Genomic DNA, 15,066 nt, shown 5'->3' with positions numbered 1-15,066 from the left:
GGCCTCAAGACGCGCGATGAAGTCCGGGTAGTGCGCCTGCACTAGGGCCTGTTAACACTATCGCAACGATTCGACGATCAGTGCGAAGTGGATGAAGGCCGCGAACATGACGTCGAGCTTGTCGAAGCGGCTGAAGATGCGGCGGAACCCTTTCAGACGGCGGAACAGGCGCTCGATTTCGTTGCGGCGCTTGTAGATCTCGGTGTTGTACGCCCATGGCTGGGCCCGCAGCGGATGCGGGGGCACGACCGGATCCAGGCCCAGATCCAGCGCGAGCTGCCGGGTTTCATTGCCCTCGTAGGCGCGATCCATGACCAGATGGCAGCGCGCGGGCAGGGGTGGCAGGGCATGCAGCAGGGCGCGACCGGCTGGGGCATCGCCCGCCTGGCCCGGCGAAAGCGAGAAGGCTAACGCGCAGCGGGAATCCGCGGCAGCCATATGAATTTTGGTGGTCCAGCCTCCGCGGGAGCGGCCGATGGCCTGCGGGCCGTTTTTTTTCGTGCGCCGGTGCCGTCCGGGTGGACCTTGACGATCGTACTGTCCAGGCTGACCGCCTCCAGCCGCACCCGGACCAGCTGTTCGGCCTGCATGCGCTCGAAGACCCGATCCAGGACCCCGGCCTTGGCCCACCGGTTCATCCGCGTGTAGATCGTGTGCCAGTTGCCGAACCGCTTGGGCAGGGCCCGCCACTTGCAGCCATTTTCGGCCACGAACAGGATCGCGTTGAGCACTTGAAGGTTGTCCAGCGACACATTGCCCCGCTGCCGCGGCAGGCAATCCTCGATACGCGCGAATTGCGCAGGCGTAAGTTCCATGCGCAGTATGTTAGCACGTAGTGTTAACAGGCCCTAGGGCGAGGAGCAGCCTCACACGTCAGACATCCGTCTGTTCGGCAATCTCCAAGGCGTCGTCTACCTCAATCCCGAGATATCGCACTGTGCTCTCCAGCTTCGTGTGGCCTAACAGAAGCTGGACAGCTCTGAGATTCCGAGTGCGTCTGTAGATCAGCGATGCCTTGGTCCTGCGCATCGTGTGCGTCCCATAGGATCCTGTCTCCAACCCGGCATCCTCGACCCAGCGGTGGACGATTCTGGCGTACTGCCTTGTCGACAGGTGAGGGGATCCAGTGACCCGGCTGGTGAAAAGGAAGTCCGAAGGGCTCAGGTGGGCCTTCTTGATCCAAGCATGGACTGCGTCACGAGTCATCGCTGTGATCTCGAACTGGACGGGTCTCCCCGTCTTTTGCTGCATCACCATGGCACGGGAGGCCATCAGCCCACCATGGGATACGTCAGAGACCCGGAGCTTGACCAGATCGCAGGCGCGGAGCTTGGAGTCGATCGCCAGATTAAACAGTGCCAGGTCACGGACCTTGTCGCGTAACTGCAGCCGGACCCGGATCGCCCAGATGTCCTTGAGCTTGAGCGGTGCCTTCTGGCCGACCAGCTTCCCTTTGTTCCAGGGTTGACAGGGCTGTGATGTGTGGAGGCTTGCCATGACCATCTCCTATTGGAAGGGAATGGGATGGTTCTCTCATGGGCGCCAGACGGGCGTGATGCGACCCGAAGCGGCCCTTAAGGGGGATTCGTCAATCGAACGTTTCTCGCGCCGCCAGCTTCGCCAACTCGTCCACCACGTGGCGCACTTTCGGCCGCAAATGGCGCGTCTGCGGCCAGAGTGCATGAATCTCGACGTGCTGCTGTGAGCATAGGCAGCGCGCAGCGTGCATTTACTCAGACAGGAAAGTCCGTCGCTTCGGATGAGCCCTTCCAGATCTCCATCTCCTCACCTATCGCTTTCATCTTCTGTACCGCCAGTTCGTTAGCGATATGGCCGGCAAACAGATGAAGCGGCGGCTTGGCGTGATCAGCGGCCTGGATGATCAACAAAGCCAGCCTCGCGGGATCGCCGGACTGATTGCCGGCGTAGGTTCCCAGGTGCAGATCCAGCGACACCTGCGCCTCCGTGTACTCGCCAATTTGACGTTCGGCCACAACCAGCGATCCGGGTGACAGGAAGTCGGTGCGCACGGGTCCGGGATACAGCACGGTAGCCTTGATGCCCAGTTCGCCAACCTCGGCCGCCAGCGACTCGGTCAAGCCGGCCAGAGCGAACTTGCTCGACACATAGCTGCCCCAGCCCGCGTAGCCCCCCTGAAAGCCGACGATCGACGCGACGTTGAAGATGTGGCCCGACCGCTGGCGCCGGAGATGCGGCAACGCATGGCGCAACACGTTCACTGGCGCGAAGAGATTCACTTCGAAGTTCTGGCGCAACTCTGTATCCGACAGCGCCTCGATCGCTCCCTGCTGCCCATAGCCGGCGTTGTTAACGACGACGTCGAGCTGGCCAAATGTGGCGACTGTTCGTTCGATAGCGCATTGGACGCTGCGTTCGTCAGTCAGGTCCACCTGCAGCGGCAGCAAGCGCTCCGAGGGCGGACCGAGCGCGGCTTCGAGTGACCCGAGCGACCTCGAAGTCGCAGCGACGCGGTCGCCACGTTCCAGCAGCTGGCGCGCCAACGCATAGCCGATGCCTTTTGCTGCGCCTGTAATGAACCAGGTTTTCTGGATTGCATTCATGGTATGGCCTTTGCGGTTGTGTGCGGTTATTTGAGGGCTACGCTCATGCCGCCGTCGGCCATGACAACAGACCCGACGAGGTAGCTGGCTTTGTCCGAGGCCACTCGTCGAGTGTCATCTCCACGACCGGCTTGTTGATGATGATGCCGGCGTTGTTCACGAGAACATCGAGCTTTCCGAAGGTGTCTCTAGCCAGGGTCACCGCGCGTACCGCACTCTCTTCGTATGCCACGTCGGCAACCAGCGGAACGATGCCAGGACGAGCCAGCTTGTCGACGTTTGAACTCCTTCCCACCGCGATGACCCTAGCGCCTCGCGCGTGCAGAAGCTCCGTCGTCGCAAGCCCGATACCACTTGCAGCACCTGTCACGATGGCGACCTTGCCGTCGAATGTCGCTTCACTATTTGATGTGCTGGATGTCATGTTCGTTCTTCTTTTGCCTGGACTGGCAATCAATAGGGGCTCGCTGTTGGCCGCACCACGATTTCACTCACATCCACTCCCGCCGGCTGCTCGATCGCATAGGAAATTGCACGTGCGATGGCGTCGGGGGACAGCGCTATACGGCGGAATTCGCGCATGGCACTGCGGGCTGTATCGTCGGAGATCGCATCGGCCAACTCGGATTCGACTACGCCAGGGCAGATCACCGTCACACGGATCCTGTCGCTCTCCTGGCGAAGACCGTCCGAGATGGCGCGCACCGCGAATTTCGTTGCGCAGTACACGGCTGCGGTGGGCGATACGGCCAATCCGCCAATGGAAGACATGTTGATCACCTGGCCGTAACCCTGTGTCTGCATGCGTGGCAACACCGCCGCCATGCCATGCAGCACGCCGCGAATATTCACGTCGATCATGCGATTCCATTCCTCCACCTTGAGCGCGGCCAGTGGCGACAGCGGCATGACACCCGCGTTGTTGACGATGACTTCGATCCGTCCGAACGCGTCCATGGCGAACCCGGCGAAGGCGTTCATATCTTTCAAAGAGGTGACGTCCAGCGCGCGGTATCGTACTGAGCCACCACTGGCCTGGAACTCGTCGGCCAATGCAGCCAGCCGATCTGTCCGGCGCGCGCCGATGACGAGGTGATGCCCCTGGGCAGCAAGAAGGCGAGCGGTGGCTTCGCCGATGCCGCTGCTGGCTCCCGTGATGAGAATGACTTTGGGCTCTATGGTTTTGGACACGTCGGCTCCCCTCTTGCGGAGGCATTCCGCAGATGTCCATGCTAGGAACGACGCTACGTCGTGCGAATACCCACAACTCTGTGGCTATTGCCTATTGCTATAGCGAGCAACGATCTCGATCGACAATTTCCGGACGCTGCTGGACAATTCCTATCGCGCGACCCCTCTTGAACCGAGTGAACCAAGCATGCCTGCCGCCGACGTCGCCGTCTCCCGACGCATGACCAACCTGCTGACAGAACTCGCGCCGAACGAGGGTTACACCTTGTCTGCACTCGACGGCGTCCGCTTCATGCGCTCCGATCGTCCCTTGGGACGAACGCCTGTGCTCTACGAGCCGAGCATCGTGATCGTTTGCCAGGGTCGCAAACGCGGCTTCCTGGGAGATGAGATCTATCTCTACGATGCCCAGCATTACCTGGTGCTGTCGGTCCCGCTGCCTTTCTCCACGGAAACCGAAGCCAGCGAAGCCCAGCCGATGCTGGCCGTCTCCCTGCGCCTGGATCTGACGGCAGTGGCGGACCTGGTACTGGCCATCGGCCAGTCGCGGGACCACACAAACGTTGCGCCACGTGGCATGGTTTCGACTCCACTCGGGGAAGTTCTGGCCGATGCAACGCTGCGTCTGCTTGAGGTCCTCGCCTCCCCGCTCGAAGCGCAGATCCTCGGGCCGGCGATCGTGCGGGAAATCTGTTTCCGTGTGCTCGTCGGGGAACAGGGCGGCGCCATGCGGGCGGCTTTGGCGCACCAGGGGCAATTCGGTAAGGTCGCCAAGGCACTACGGCGCATCCACGCCGACTATGCGCAGGCCCTCGACGTCGCCCACCTGGCGGGCGAGGCCGGCATGAGCGTGCCGGCCTTTCACGCGCATTTTAAGACTGTTACACAGACCTCGCCGATCCAGTACATCAAGTCGACGCGTCTGCATCAGGCCCGGCTGCTGATGATTCGCGATGGCGTTACCGCAGCCGCTGCCTCAGCTCGCGTCGGCTATGAAAGCCCCTCGCAGTTCAGTCGTGAGTTCAAACGGTTCTTCGGGCGAACCCCGGTTGAAGAAGTACGTGACCTGCGCGCTTCTTTTGCCCTGTCGCCTGCAGTGCATGTCTCTGGATTCGCTATATCTCACTGAATCTTCGCTCAGGCTCGGCAACATGGGCGCGACCAGTTCGACGGGTGGTAGCTGTATGAGTTGGGGCCGGGGCCTCTGCGGCGGCGCCGCCGAACCCGGCTCGACACCATTGCCCAGTGCTGATCTTCCGAAGCGCCGGACTATGAAATGGGGCGACGCTGGCACGTGATTAAGGAGGGAACCTGGGCCGGAGCGGATTGACCGCTCGCCAATGGCCGGTTCTGGCCGGACTCGGCCGCTGCAAAATCTGATCAACCGTTGATCAGTGTGACCAGTAGCCGAATCCTTCTCGTTGGTGACAAAACTGGCCGATTTGTCACCGAAGCTGGCACCAATTTGGTGACATTTGAAAATCGTCCGAAAGTTAAGCAGGACAAGGCTTAGAGCCATATCACTATCTTATAATGTAATGGGTAGGCCGACGATCACCGCGGCGGCGTTGCAGCGGAGTGCATGACGGACTACCTCCCGCGGATGGACTTCGGCTCCATCGATGGTTCCGTGAAACAGTTCCACGTACTCGACCAGACGGTGACGGGTGTCCAGAAAGGCAGCGGCAAAGACCTCCTGACCCAACCCGCCCAGCTTGTCGCGGAAGAATGCCTTGGCGGTCTGGGGGTCCGAAAAGGCGGCCCCACGCTGCATCCTCTGCCCGACGACGGCGCGGGCCGCCTCCAAGACCTCGTCGGCGCTGGCAACCTTGTAGGATCGCCTGCCGCTTCGAACGTACAGCGGGGGCAAGCTCATGGGTGGTGACTCCATCTGGTTCTCCTCGATGAATTTTCGTGTCCTGATTCGACGGCAACAGAAAAGGGGCGCGGATGCGCCCCTTGTTCCCTGCCCTCACGTTGCCCTGCCTTGCCCGCAAGCCAGGCAGTTCCGACGAGCCCCCGCTACGCGACGGGGACGTCCTCCTGCCCGGCAACCTGACCGGGATCCCCCAGATCCAGCGGTCGCTTGACGCGCTGCATGACCTTGACCTTCTCCATGAAGGTGTTGAGGCCGTAAAGCGCGAAGCCGTACACCACAGCCCCACCAATCGCTTTCAGCATTGTCTTTCTCCTATTCGTTGACGACTAACCGGTCCCCAATCGGGCGACCTTGTTTTCCAGCCTGTCCTGCAAGTTGCCGCCTGCAGGCCCGTTCGTGACGCCATTCCCGCCCACACCCGCCTCGGCGGGATAGAACTCCTCCACCACGGCCGGTACGTCCTCCACCAGGTCCTCGAACGCACCGTTGGCAAAACCGTGCCTGGCGGCCTCATCCAGCGCCGCCTGATCGAATCCCGCGTCCTTGCGGGCTTGGTCAAGCGTCCTCGCCTCCACGATGGCCTGCTCCAGCGACAGGCCTGACCTGATCACCAGGTCGACGTAGTAGATCGTCGACCTGAAGCTCATCGTCGTGGACTTGCCGCGGAGCTTCAGTTCGAGCGGCATGCACGCCAGACGACCACCCGAGACGGCATCGAAGTACGCCAACCGGGCTGCCAACGTCCGGATCGTGTTGTACGACGTGGTGCGGAGCACGAAGCTTCCGAGTTCGTCCTCGTCCCCGACCCTCACGTTCAAGCGGGCGTACGCCTTGCACTCGCCCATGGCGAAGGGGCAGCCGTCGGGGCCAGGACAAGCTTCCTGCGTGATTCCGCCCTTGCCCATCCTCCGGCTGGTCTCCCCGTTGCCGACACACACCGGCCTGCCGGTCGTCCGGTCAAAGAGCGAATAGTCCGCGCGCAGGTTCAAGCCGGGATCGTTGAAGAGCAGGCAAACCGGAATCGAACGCAGCTTGCCGCCGGACTCCTTGCGCAACGTTTCATCCAGCGGATGCAAAATCCAGCCTTCCCGATTCTGGACCTGGCTCGTCAGAGTGAACTGGTCATCCTTCTCCGGCAGGCGTTTGCCGTTGCGCTCGACCACGCGGCCGATTGAGATCCGCCCGATCACGGGCGGTGTGATCGCCAAGCCTTTCAGCATGATCATGCTCCTTCGTTCTGGTTGGGGACGATCCGGAACCGCCGGGATCCGGGACGCTCAACGGTGAAACCGACCACGAGATCCGGGTGAGCCTCGGTCAACCTCTTGAGGTCGACGCTCGTGCCGTCCTTGGAGCGCCGGTAGGTGATCTCGCCGGTCGGGAAGATCGCCCGGGAGGCATCCCCCATCGACTGCTCCAGCTGCTGGCGCATCTGCTCTGCCCGCTTGTCCATCTGCGCAATCTCGTCGCGCAGCAGCACCAGCCCGTCGAAGGTGGCCGACAGCTCGGCGTCTTCGCTGAAGTCGATGCTGGTGTCGTTGCCGGTGTAGAGGCTGCGTAGCGCCCGAGCGGCAGACTCGCTTCCATCGGCCGGCGGCGGGGTGTCCTGGGTCACGTGCTCCCAGAACCTGGCCTCCAGCACGATCAGGCGGGAGATCACCTCCTCGTCCCGTTCGATCCGATGGACCTCAAGCTTCTGGCCGCACAGGAGGACCGCCACATCTGCGGCCTGCTTGCCGGTCACGGCCAGCTGGTGCTGGACCTGGAGCTGGACGTACTCCGGCACACCGTCGCGCCAGAGCCGTGACCCGAACTCCCCAGCTGTCTTGCACTCGAGAATCTGGACATCCGGCACACCGACCACTTCCCGATCGATGTTGGCCAGCATGAAGCTGTAGGTCGGATGCTGAAGCACCGCATTGACGCGGCGCACCTTTCGCTCGGTCCGCTCGGTGTAGGCCGCGGCGACAAGCGGCTCCAACAGGGTGCCCCAATACATGGGACTGTCCTGACCCGGCTCTTCGCCACGAACGGCCCTGCCGGTCTTCTCCATCCAGAGTTCCAGCTGGCTCTTGTACGGACACAAGCCCACCGCGGCCGCCGCGTCTGAGCTGCCGATGCCTTGCTTGCGAACTTCCAACCACTGCTCTCGCTCCAGGGAGCGTGTATCGACCAGGCGAATCGCCGCTGATCTGCTCATTTCCGATTCTCCAATAGAAGAAGCCCGGCCTCCGTGGGGAGGCCGGGCTTATGGGGTTGCCTGACAACGTCGAAACTTAGGCCGGCGATGTCGCCATCGCTGCGGCCACCACGCCGTTGAGGATGCTCTGAGCGCTCTCAGGACCCCCTCCGGCCAAGAGGTGCTTGCCGAAGGCCACGCCGAAGGGCTCGGCCACCTCGTAGCACCAGACACCGGGGAACACCTCACTGCATGCGCGCCAGGCGCGAGTCAGAAGCTCGGCCTGGTCGATACATACCTGGACGTAGCCCAACTCCCCCTGGAACGGAACCTTCGCGTACGGGGCCCCGCTTTTGTCCAGCGCCTGTTTGGCGCCTATCGCGATGTACGCAACGTCGAGCTGATCGACTTCCATTGGTCAGGTCACCAGCTTCATGGCTTCGTCCCACGCCCGCCGCTTGATCTGGGCACCCGCCCCGAACCATGCCGCATCCCTGCGGTGGTCGTCGCTCCTGGCACGCCGGTGGTGGTCAACGAACTCCGTCACGCTGCTCAGGACGCCCCAGGCTGTCCCCTTGGCCGTTGACAGCTCCGACCCCCTGCCCGCGCCGTCGTACAGCGCACGGGCGACCGTGAAGGCCTGCTCGTTGACCGCGACTCCCTGCCCGTCCGGGTTGGGGTACGTCAACACCCGGCGCAGGAGTCCGTCCACCGAGTCCGGGTCTACCGGGGTCTCAACCAGCGCCCTCATCTGGGCCACAAACGAATCCCAGGTCGATACGGTGATGCCCAGCTGACGCTTCACCACGTCGGGGTCGAACTGACTGCGGTGCGGCACCTTCACGCCGCCCGCATTGCTGCCCAGTGCGATGGCCAAGGTGTTGTTGCACACGACCCGAACCGAGGTGAACTGGGCTGTGGTGGCCAGCGTCCCATCACAGGCCGTGGCCAGCAGCAGGTAGCCTTCGACGCGGTCCTTCCGCTTGAGCACCGTGCTCTGCCCAGTCCTGGCCAAGGCCCAGAACTTACGGCCTTCGCGCAGTACGCCGGCCGTTTCCAGCTCAAAGCCGCCGACTTCGGTCAGGTCGCGATAGAACTCCAGGATCTCCCCCGGCTGGACGACCTTGTAGCGCTTGGAGACGACGGACAGCGGGGCTTGCGTGTCTGACCGGTACAGGACCTTCTGTTCCGGGAAAGCGTTGATGGCCCCGATCCCGTTCTTCCCGACCACGTAGCGGACTTCGGACTCTTCGATCGACCAGTCCATCCCGGCCTTGCGCTTCCAGACCTCGATGGGCTGCTGCGGCGCAAGCTTGTTGCCGAGCCCGTGCCACGGTCGTTCGCCGGCATAGGCCATTGTTTCAACCAGGTGCATCTTTCTTCTCCTAACTCTTGGGCATAAACGCACAAGGCCCGGCGAATGCCGGGCCTTGTGGTCTGTCGCGGGTTGGATTACGGAAATCTTGGGCGTTTGCAGCTGACGCATCTGGCGACGCTCACCAGAGCCGCCGCGACTACTACAAGAACGCAGTAGACCGCCTCGGACCTGTCACTCATAAGGAATCCATCTTCAAGGTGCACAAGGAGCGCTGTGCCCTTGCGCAAAGCCAGACCCTACTGGCTTCAACGAGGTGATATGTGGCTGAGATTTTCTTAGATCGACTCTTTGCGCATTATCCACTCACGCTCGGACGAAATCGCCAGTGAGTCAGTCCCCATGAGCCAGAAAAGGCCCAAAAGCCTGGAAGTATGAGGTGGTGCGTCCGCTCTCGGCCAAGAGCGGACCTCCGCGTCTGACCAGAAGCGGTCATCGATTACCAAGCCTAAGTATCTCGGCTGCAGCCTGCCCGCTAAGCGGCGCGCCGCGCGGGCGCTACGGGGCACTCGACGGGGCTTGCGCCAGCTGCGACAGCGCTTGCTGAAACGATGCGACCGGCGTCGCCTCGCCGAATCGGATCGGCAGTGCATCGAAGAGCGGCATGCCCCGAGTGGCGAGCGGAATATCCCGTAGGCTGCGGTCGCTTGGCGCAGGCCAGCCTGGCGCCAGTCTCGCTAGGAACGCCAGCCCGGCTAGCGCGGGATTGAAGCTGTACATCAGCAGCCTGATCAGGGGCCCGTTGTGGCGCCGCAGAAGCTCCTTTATGCAGTCTTGGTCCTTGTGGAAATTCAACACATAATTGCACGTCGTGGCGTCCAGGAAGCAATCGACCGATGGCGCTGCGGGGTGAGTCAGCTCGCACAGTTCGGCGTACAAGGCCACTGCCCCGTCCACACCAAAACTCTGGATCTGCCGGATGTACTCGGTGGTGGTCTTGGGCGCGTGGGTCGATGGCGCGTCGGCGCCTTTCTCCTGCCGCCTTGCGAAGGCGAAATGGATTAGCCGGTCCTCCAGCGGACCGCAGCTTAGTTCTGCTTGCACACGCTCGGGCCGATGCAGCGCCGCGTAGAAATAGTCGCGGCCTTCGATTAGGGCCCGAGGGAGATACTGCAGCACGTCGTGGCTGTCCGCGGCGGCTTCCAGGAATCCGCGCAGGCACGCAGCGAAGGCCAGCAGGTTGTTGGTGTCGACACTGCTGAGCACGCCGCTCAGCCAACGATGGTTGCGGGCCAAGGTGACCACGCACGCCAGATGGCTGCGTTCGAGCAGGCTCAGCACATAGGCGGCCCGCAGTGCGGGCCAGATCGAAGGCTCTGCGTGGACCACCTTCGGATCGGGGTTGAGGAAGACGGCTATGTGCTGGATGCCGGTCGCTGCATCCAGCAATGGCGCGATCGCCTGCACGTACTCATCTGCCCGCTCCAGGGCCGCTAGGGGTTCACTACGCATTCGTCTCCACCCCATCGAATTCTTCGCGCCATGGCGGCGTGCCGCCATGAAAGCCGAGTCCTGCGGTACGGGTCAACGACGCGCCGATCTAGACGTGGTCCGCTTACCCGCCGCAAGCGCCGACGCTACGCCGCCAGAGCTCTCTTGGGGATTGGTGCGGCGGCGCATGGCCAAGGGAAGGGAAGTGGTGATAATGGGCGCCACTGGAAGGGGACTTCATGCGCGTGTTGCTGCTCTGCCTCACCATCCTGGCCACGCTGGTGCCCGCCGCGTGGTGCGCCGTGGAACTGTACGAAGGCCACTCGCTGTCGTTTTCCTCGGTCACCGCTTTCTTGCCGGCGGTCGCCGCTCTCGTCGCCTATCTAAAGACGGAGGGCTCGGCGTCGCGGACCGCGGCCGCGGCGCCCTCAGTGGCGGCGCATGATCAGGTCCTCTTTGCCGATTTTCAGGCAGCGCTGCCGTTTGAACCCACGATACGCGTCCTACGCGAAGCCAATTTTGGTGCCGACTACCGGGCCGAGTGGCTGCAGCCTTTGAATCGATTTGTCGAAAGTTGGGATGATCCGAATCGCGAGTTTCTGGACGCGACATTGGAAGCGGAGCGCCTCGCTCTCTACCGCGCCGCCCTAGCCCTCGCTACGGATTTTGCTCGGGAAACCGTCCCCAACGACCACAATGAAGGTTGGCGGACTGTGTATCCGTGGCGCGAACGTGGTGGACCACGCCCCGCGCACGTGCTCGAAAGTGCCCGCGTGCTTAACGAAGCCGCCCGCTCGTTTGTTCCCCGTTACGAGCTCTTTGTCCGCTTGGCGCGTCAGCGGTTGAACGTCGCTGCCTAAGTCCGTGCTGACGGGCCGTAGCGGGGGCTTGGGCTTTCGGCCTCAGCGCGCCGGCGCAGCCGACGAGACCGGAGAGAGACCGGCGTCTACCGGCCGGCCAGAAGCGGTCGTTCACCTCGGTTATACAGCCAACCTATCGCCGCGCTCCGGGCTTGACGGTCGCATCCAGGCTAGTCGCGTGATGTAATCGTCTGCGTCAAATTTCCAGGGGGGCAATGTGAAAATTCTTAGCGCAAATACATCAGGTAACTGGATAGGACCTCCGCTGCCTGCTCCCCCGGATTCGGGCGAAGTAGCAAAACCGGACGCGGCCACGCAAGAAGCTCGCCGTGTTCTCTCGGATCTATTCCGATGCAATAACCTCGTTGTCCTATCAGGGCTTGGAACGTCCCTGTGCGTCAAGCCTCATCCTGATGGGGCCGCACCTCCAACGATGAAGGTTCTCTGGGATCTTGTTGCAACGCGTGTCAATGACGAACTGGTCGCAGGCGTGCCCAGCTTTTCGGAAGTGTTGGATGTCGTTGGATACACAGGGCTCCCGCATGATATCGAGGCCCTCTTGTCGCGTTGTCGGTTGGCCGAGAGCTTTCTTGCAGACCCACAACGCGCTGCCGTTATTTCTTTTATTACGCTTGCGGAAGATGAGATAGCGAAAGCCACCAATTTTGTTCGGGCAAACCATGATCTGCCTGTGCATTCGGAATTTCTCCGTCGCACAGCAAGACGCACCAATCGCAAGTCACGAACTAAAATTTTCACAACAAACTACGACCGATGCTTTGAAGAAGCTGGTCGGCAGGGCAGATATATCGTGTTGGATGGCTTTTCGCACACAAGCCCTCAGACGTTCGACGCAGTCAACTTCACCTACGACATTGTGCGAAGGTCGAAGGAAAGTGACACCCAGGACTTTATCCCGAACGTCTTCCATCTCTACAAGCTGCACGGATCCATCGACTGGACCCGAGACGCAACAACCGGCGAAATATACAAATGGCATGGAACCGATAAGCCGCTGCTGATTTATCCGCGCAACTCCAAGTTCGAGCTCGCATTTGAGCAACCTTACCTGGAAATGATCGCGGCACTGCAAGCGGCTCTCCGCGAACCAAACACGGGGCTACTCGTTATCGGCTTTGGCTTCAATGACACACATATTGCAGAGCCGATCATGTCAGCTATCCGGTCGAACCTCAGCCTTAAGGCTGTCGTGGTTGGGCCATATCTCGCACCTTCGGCGCCAGCGGAAGGACAGGTGCCCACCCCTGGCGAAGCGCTAACTAATAGGTATCTGAAGCGAATTCAAGATCTCGCGGGCTCCGGTGACGCGCGCCTCGCGCTGCTGAACTGTGGATTCGAGACCCTCATGCCTTATGTGCCGGATCTGGCTGCCGAGTCAGACATGGAGCAGCACGTGGAACGCCTGCGCCGAGCGGAACGGCCATGAGCAGCCTTGTCATAGCCCCCTTCGACCAAAGCCGTTATGTCGGGACGGTGTGCCACGTGCGTCCCAGAAGTGTCGAGGTGAATTTACCTCTGGCATCTACACCCGCAGGATCTCATTTCGCCGGATTCTCGGTCCCGGGCGGCCAAGTTGGGGAGTTCGTAGTAATCGAAGGCGAAGATCATGCGGTGCTGGGACGGATCATCGAGGTCCGCCTTCCCGAACGCGACCGCCTAAGTGTCGAGCCGACCTCGGAGCAAGCATCGTCACCTCATCCACTGGGCGTTATCCAACTCTTGACGGCTATGGACTTGGAGACAGGGGCTTCTCTCAGGGGCGTACCCATCCATCCACGCATTGGCCAACATGTCTTTTCGGCACACCCGCGCCTGATTAAGCAGGCAGTGGAAGGGAGCAATCATTCAGAGGCGAACAAAGTGCACTTGGCGGTCTTTCCGCACGCCCAAAATACGAGTGTCTCAATCACCCCTGCGCATATCTTCGGACGGCATTGCGCCGTACTCGGCACCACAGGTGGTGGTAAGAGTTGGACACTGGCCCACCTTGTCGAAGAGATCGCCCGCCTCGGAGGCAAAGCCATCCTCTTTGATGCCACTGGGGAATACCAAGGGCAAGGGGAAGGCATCGACCATGTCCACCTTGGCGGCCTCCGAGAGGTTGAAGGAGACCCCCGCAAGTTCGTGAGCTTCCCCTACAGCCAGTTTTCGGAAACCGACCTGTTCGCAATGTTCCGCCCGAGTGCGAGCGCCCAAGTCCCTAAGCTTCGCGAGGCCATCAGGAGTCTCAAGCTTGCCCACCTAGCCCCAAGCATTTCAGTTGACGGGCTTGTGCGGAAGGCCGATCAATCAAAAGTGGCGTTTGAAAACGCACTGCTCCAACACGGATCGGTGCTAACGGAGATCGGGGCAGATTTCAATATTAATCTCCTTGCGAAGCAAATCGAAGAAGAATGCGTCTGGCTGACAAGCAATCGCGGGGCACGAATGTGGGGGGGCGCCAATGCCAGTGAGCTTGGCTTCTGCACCACTCTTATCTCTCGCATCTCCTCAGACGTAAGCTCAGCGCACCTCGCTTGCGTGTTTCAGCCGCATCGCCTTGATGAGCCGCTTACGACGTCCATTGATCGATTTCTCGGAGATTCGACGAAACGCGTTCTGCGCGTGAGCATGGAGTACCTGCCCTTTGAGCACAACACAAGGGAGCTTGTCGCCAATGCTGTGGGCCGCTACCTCCTTCGTCTCGCCAGGCAAGGTCGGTTCAGCCCGAACCCGCTTGTAGTCCTTCTAGATGAAGCACACCAATTCCTCGATAAGAACATCGGTGACGAATTCTCGAAGACCCCACTAGATGCATTCGGCCTCATCGCCAAAGAGGGTCGCAAATACAGTCTGACTTGCGTCCTCGCGACGCAGCGCCCGCGCGACATTCCCGAAGATGTTCTCAGTCAGATGGGCATGTTCATTGTCCATCGGCTCATCAATGAGCGAGATAGGAATGTCGTGGAGAAGGCGTGTGGCAATCTCGACTCTAGCGCAGCATCCTTCCTACCTACATTAGGCCAAGGGGAAGCCATAGTGGTAGGCGTCGACTCACCCATACCACTCCCTGTACTTATTCGCGCTCCAAAATGGCCGCCGCAATCCCGTGGCGCTGACTATGATCGACTTTGGACCGCGCGTCCCGCAGGAACATGAATGGGCGCGAAAGATTGGACACAGTTTCTCCCGATTAGCTAACCCCGATAAGCGATTTTATCGAGGCCTACCGCTAGGGAAGAGACCGCGCGGCGACCGCTGAGTAGCTACGATTGAGGTCCGCCTGCTTATCGGGGCAATTCGGTGCAGCTGAATTCAACTTGTGAACGTCCGCTTTGGGTCGGAAGCGGACCTCGACTGGTCAATGTCAGTAAAACTGTCAGAGGCGATCGGAGTACCTGTGCGGCGTCATCGGCGTACGCACAAGGTACGGGTCGTTTCTGACTGGGTGATCATGACGCCCGACATGAAAGTGCCGGCCACCATTCCCGCGAGGCCCATAACTCCGCTCCGATCGCCGACGCTCCCGCGGGAACGGCAACTGTCGGCGTACCAAGCAAGGCTGCTGC

Annotated in this window: 17 protein-coding genes; 5 read left to right on the top strand and 12 right to left on the bottom strand. The window is 61.2% G+C overall.

Annotation, left to right across the window (positions count from 1 at the left end):
• Positions 1–57: 57 nt before the first annotated feature.
• Positions 58–815, bottom strand: a protein-coding gene (locus tag AC06E9_RS14630) for an IS5 family transposase (RefSeq protein WP_096144997.1) whose coding sequence is annotated in 2 segments (ribosomal slippage) — positions 58–500 and positions 500–815 — 759 coding nt in all. Because the reading frame shifts where the segments join, the coding sequence is not laid out codon by codon here.
• A 58-nt stretch (positions 816–873) separates the two neighbouring features.
• Positions 874–1,497 carry a tyrosine-type recombinase/integrase gene (locus AC06E9_RS14625; protein WP_478056296.1) on the bottom strand — a complete coding sequence of 208 codons (624 nt, stop codon included), beginning with the start codon at positions 1,495–1,497 and terminating at the stop codon, positions 874–876.
• Between AC06E9_RS14625 and AC06E9_RS14620 the strand changes: the two genes are divergently transcribed.
• The gene (locus AC06E9_RS14620) at positions 1,496–1,705 is read left to right on the top strand and encodes a hypothetical protein (protein ID WP_478056295.1); all 210 of its coding nucleotides are present in this window, start codon (positions 1,496–1,498) and stop codon (positions 1,703–1,705) included. The two genes, AC06E9_RS14625 and AC06E9_RS14620, sit on opposite strands and share 2 nt — an antisense overlap.
• A 28-nt stretch (positions 1,706–1,733) precedes the next feature.
• Here AC06E9_RS14620 and AC06E9_RS14615 read toward each other — a convergent pair whose 3' ends face one another.
• Genes AC06E9_RS14615 through AC06E9_RS14605 form a run of 3 tightly spaced genes read right to left on the bottom strand, consistent with a single transcriptional unit; the run spans position 1,734 to position 3,773 of the window.
• The gene (locus AC06E9_RS14615) at positions 1,734–2,582 is read right to left on the bottom strand and encodes an SDR family oxidoreductase (protein ID WP_343275593.1); all 849 of its coding nucleotides are present in this window, start codon (positions 2,580–2,582) and stop codon (positions 1,734–1,736) included.
• Positions 2,583–2,625: 43 nt separating this feature from the next.
• Positions 2,626–3,006 carry an SDR family oxidoreductase gene (locus tag AC06E9_RS14610; protein WP_343275594.1) on the bottom strand — a complete coding sequence of 127 codons (381 nt, stop codon included), beginning with the start codon at positions 3,004–3,006 and terminating at the stop codon, positions 2,626–2,628.
• Between the two features lie 29 nt (positions 3,007–3,035).
• Entirely contained in the window at positions 3,036–3,773 is a 738-nt protein-coding gene (locus AC06E9_RS14605; protein ID WP_343275595.1) for an SDR family oxidoreductase, read from the bottom strand.
• Positions 3,774–3,993: 220 nt separating this feature from the next.
• On the opposite strand from AC06E9_RS14605, the gene AC06E9_RS14600 reads away from it, so the two are divergent.
• Positions 3,994–4,902: an AraC family transcriptional regulator gene (locus tag AC06E9_RS14600; protein ID WP_343275596.1), complete on the top strand. Its 909-nt coding sequence runs from the start codon at positions 3,994–3,996 to the stop codon at positions 4,900–4,902.
• A gap of 399 nt (positions 4,903–5,301) precedes the next feature.
• Here the strand turns inward: AC06E9_RS14600 and AC06E9_RS14595 are convergent, their stop codons facing one another.
• The 7 genes from AC06E9_RS14595 to AC06E9_RS14565 form a co-directional block, all read right to left on the bottom strand.
• Positions 5,302–5,649, bottom strand: coding sequence for a JAB domain-containing protein (locus tag AC06E9_RS14595; RefSeq protein ID WP_478056294.1), 348 nt, complete (start codon positions 5,647–5,649; stop codon positions 5,302–5,304).
• A 146-nt stretch (positions 5,650–5,795) separates the two neighbouring features.
• The gene (locus AC06E9_RS14590; RefSeq protein ID WP_153854607.1) at positions 5,796–5,954 is read right to left on the bottom strand and encodes a hypothetical protein; all 159 of its coding nucleotides are present in this window, start codon (positions 5,952–5,954) and stop codon (positions 5,796–5,798) included.
• A gap of 24 nt (positions 5,955–5,978) precedes the next feature.
• Positions 5,979–6,872, bottom strand: coding sequence for a recombination directionality factor (locus tag AC06E9_RS14585; RefSeq protein ID WP_478056303.1), 894 nt, complete (start codon positions 6,870–6,872; stop codon positions 5,979–5,981).
• 2 nt (positions 6,873–6,874) lie between these two features.
• Positions 6,875–7,852, bottom strand: a complete 978-nt coding sequence (locus tag AC06E9_RS14580) for a YqaJ viral recombinase family nuclease (protein ID WP_101101288.1) — start codon at positions 7,850–7,852, stop codon at positions 6,875–6,877.
• Positions 7,853–7,928: 76 nt separating this feature from the next.
• Positions 7,929–8,246 carry a hypothetical protein gene (locus tag AC06E9_RS14575; RefSeq protein ID WP_101101290.1) on the bottom strand — a complete coding sequence of 106 codons (318 nt, stop codon included), beginning with the start codon at positions 8,244–8,246 and terminating at the stop codon, positions 7,929–7,931.
• Between the two features lie 3 nt (positions 8,247–8,249).
• The gene (locus AC06E9_RS14570) at positions 8,250–9,206 is read right to left on the bottom strand and encodes a DUF932 domain-containing protein (protein ID WP_478056293.1); all 957 of its coding nucleotides are present in this window, start codon (positions 9,204–9,206) and stop codon (positions 8,250–8,252) included.
• Between the two features lie 498 nt (positions 9,207–9,704).
• Positions 9,705–10,706, bottom strand: coding sequence for a hypothetical protein (locus AC06E9_RS14565; RefSeq protein ID WP_478056292.1), 1,002 nt, complete (start codon positions 10,704–10,706; stop codon positions 9,705–9,707).
• Between the two features lie 170 nt (positions 10,707–10,876).
• Here AC06E9_RS14565 and AC06E9_RS14560 point away from each other — a divergent pair, with 170 nt between their 5' ends.
• The 3 genes from AC06E9_RS14560 (at position 10,877) to AC06E9_RS14550 (ending at position 14,656) form a co-directional block, all read left to right on the top strand.
• Positions 10,877–11,497, top strand: a complete 621-nt coding sequence (locus tag AC06E9_RS14560; protein ID WP_478056291.1) for a hypothetical protein — start codon at positions 10,877–10,879, stop codon at positions 11,495–11,497.
• A gap of 433 nt (positions 11,498–11,930) precedes the next feature.
• Complete coding sequence (locus AC06E9_RS14555) at positions 11,931–12,944, top strand: SIR2 family protein (RefSeq protein ID WP_478056290.1); 1,014 nt, start codon at positions 11,931–11,933, stop codon at positions 12,942–12,944.
• Positions 12,941–14,656, top strand: coding sequence for a helicase HerA-like domain-containing protein (locus AC06E9_RS14550; RefSeq protein ID WP_478056289.1), 1,716 nt, complete (start codon positions 12,941–12,943; stop codon positions 14,654–14,656). Before AC06E9_RS14555 ends, AC06E9_RS14550 begins: the two co-directional genes overlap by 4 nt.
• Positions 14,657–15,066 lie beyond the last annotated feature (410 nt).

It is taken from the genome of Stenotrophomonas sp. Steno-Z10-BAI (assembly GCF_056393115.1).
Note: the sequence above shows the minus strand (reverse complement) of the source record. Positions and strands in the feature narration are given on the sequence as shown.

Bases quoted from the DNA above. Each gene is read 5' to 3' on its own strand.
- AC06E9_RS14620 (WP_478056295.1), top strand. From the start codon at position 1,496: ATGACCATCTCCTATTGGAAGGGAATGGGATGGTTCTCTCATGGGCGC.
- AC06E9_RS14625 (WP_478056296.1), bottom strand. From the start codon at position 1,497: ATGGCAAGCCTCCACACATCACAGCCCTGTCAACCCTGGAACAAAGGG.
- AC06E9_RS14615 (WP_343275593.1), bottom strand. From the start codon at position 2,582: ATGAATGCAATCCAGAAAACCTGGTTCATTACAGGCGCAGCAAAAGGC.
- AC06E9_RS14610 (WP_343275594.1), bottom strand. From the start codon at position 3,006: ATGACATCCAGCACATCAAATAGTGAAGCGACATTCGACGGCAAGGTC.
- AC06E9_RS14600 (WP_343275596.1), top strand. From the start codon at position 3,994: ATGACCAACCTGCTGACAGAACTCGCGCCGAACGAGGGTTACACCTTG.
- AC06E9_RS14595 (WP_478056294.1), bottom strand. From the start codon at position 5,649: ATGAGCTTGCCCCCGCTGTACGTTCGAAGCGGCAGGCGATCCTACAAG.
- AC06E9_RS14590 (WP_153854607.1), bottom strand. From the start codon at position 5,954: ATGCTGAAAGCGATTGGTGGGGCTGTGGTGTACGGCTTCGCGCTTTAC.
- AC06E9_RS14585 (WP_478056303.1), bottom strand. From the start codon at position 6,872: ATGCTGAAAGGCTTGGCGATCACACCGCCCGTGATCGGGCGGATCTCA.
- AC06E9_RS14580 (WP_101101288.1), bottom strand. From the start codon at position 7,852: ATGAGCAGATCAGCGGCGATTCGCCTGGTCGATACACGCTCCCTGGAG.
- AC06E9_RS14575 (WP_101101290.1), bottom strand. From the start codon at position 8,246: ATGGAAGTCGATCAGCTCGACGTTGCGTACATCGCGATAGGCGCCAAA.
- AC06E9_RS14570 (WP_478056293.1), bottom strand. From the start codon at position 9,206: ATGCACCTGGTTGAAACAATGGCCTATGCCGGCGAACGACCGTGGCAC.
- AC06E9_RS14565 (WP_478056292.1), bottom strand. From the start codon at position 10,706: ATGGCGGCACGCCGCCATGGCGCGAAGAATTCGATGGGGTGGAGACGA.
- AC06E9_RS14560 (WP_478056291.1), top strand. From the start codon at position 10,877: ATGCGCGTGTTGCTGCTCTGCCTCACCATCCTGGCCACGCTGGTGCCC.
- AC06E9_RS14555 (WP_478056290.1), top strand. From the start codon at position 11,931: ATGAAGGTTCTCTGGGATCTTGTTGCAACGCGTGTCAATGACGAACTG.
- AC06E9_RS14550 (WP_478056289.1), top strand. From the start codon at position 12,941: ATGAGCAGCCTTGTCATAGCCCCCTTCGACCAAAGCCGTTATGTCGGG.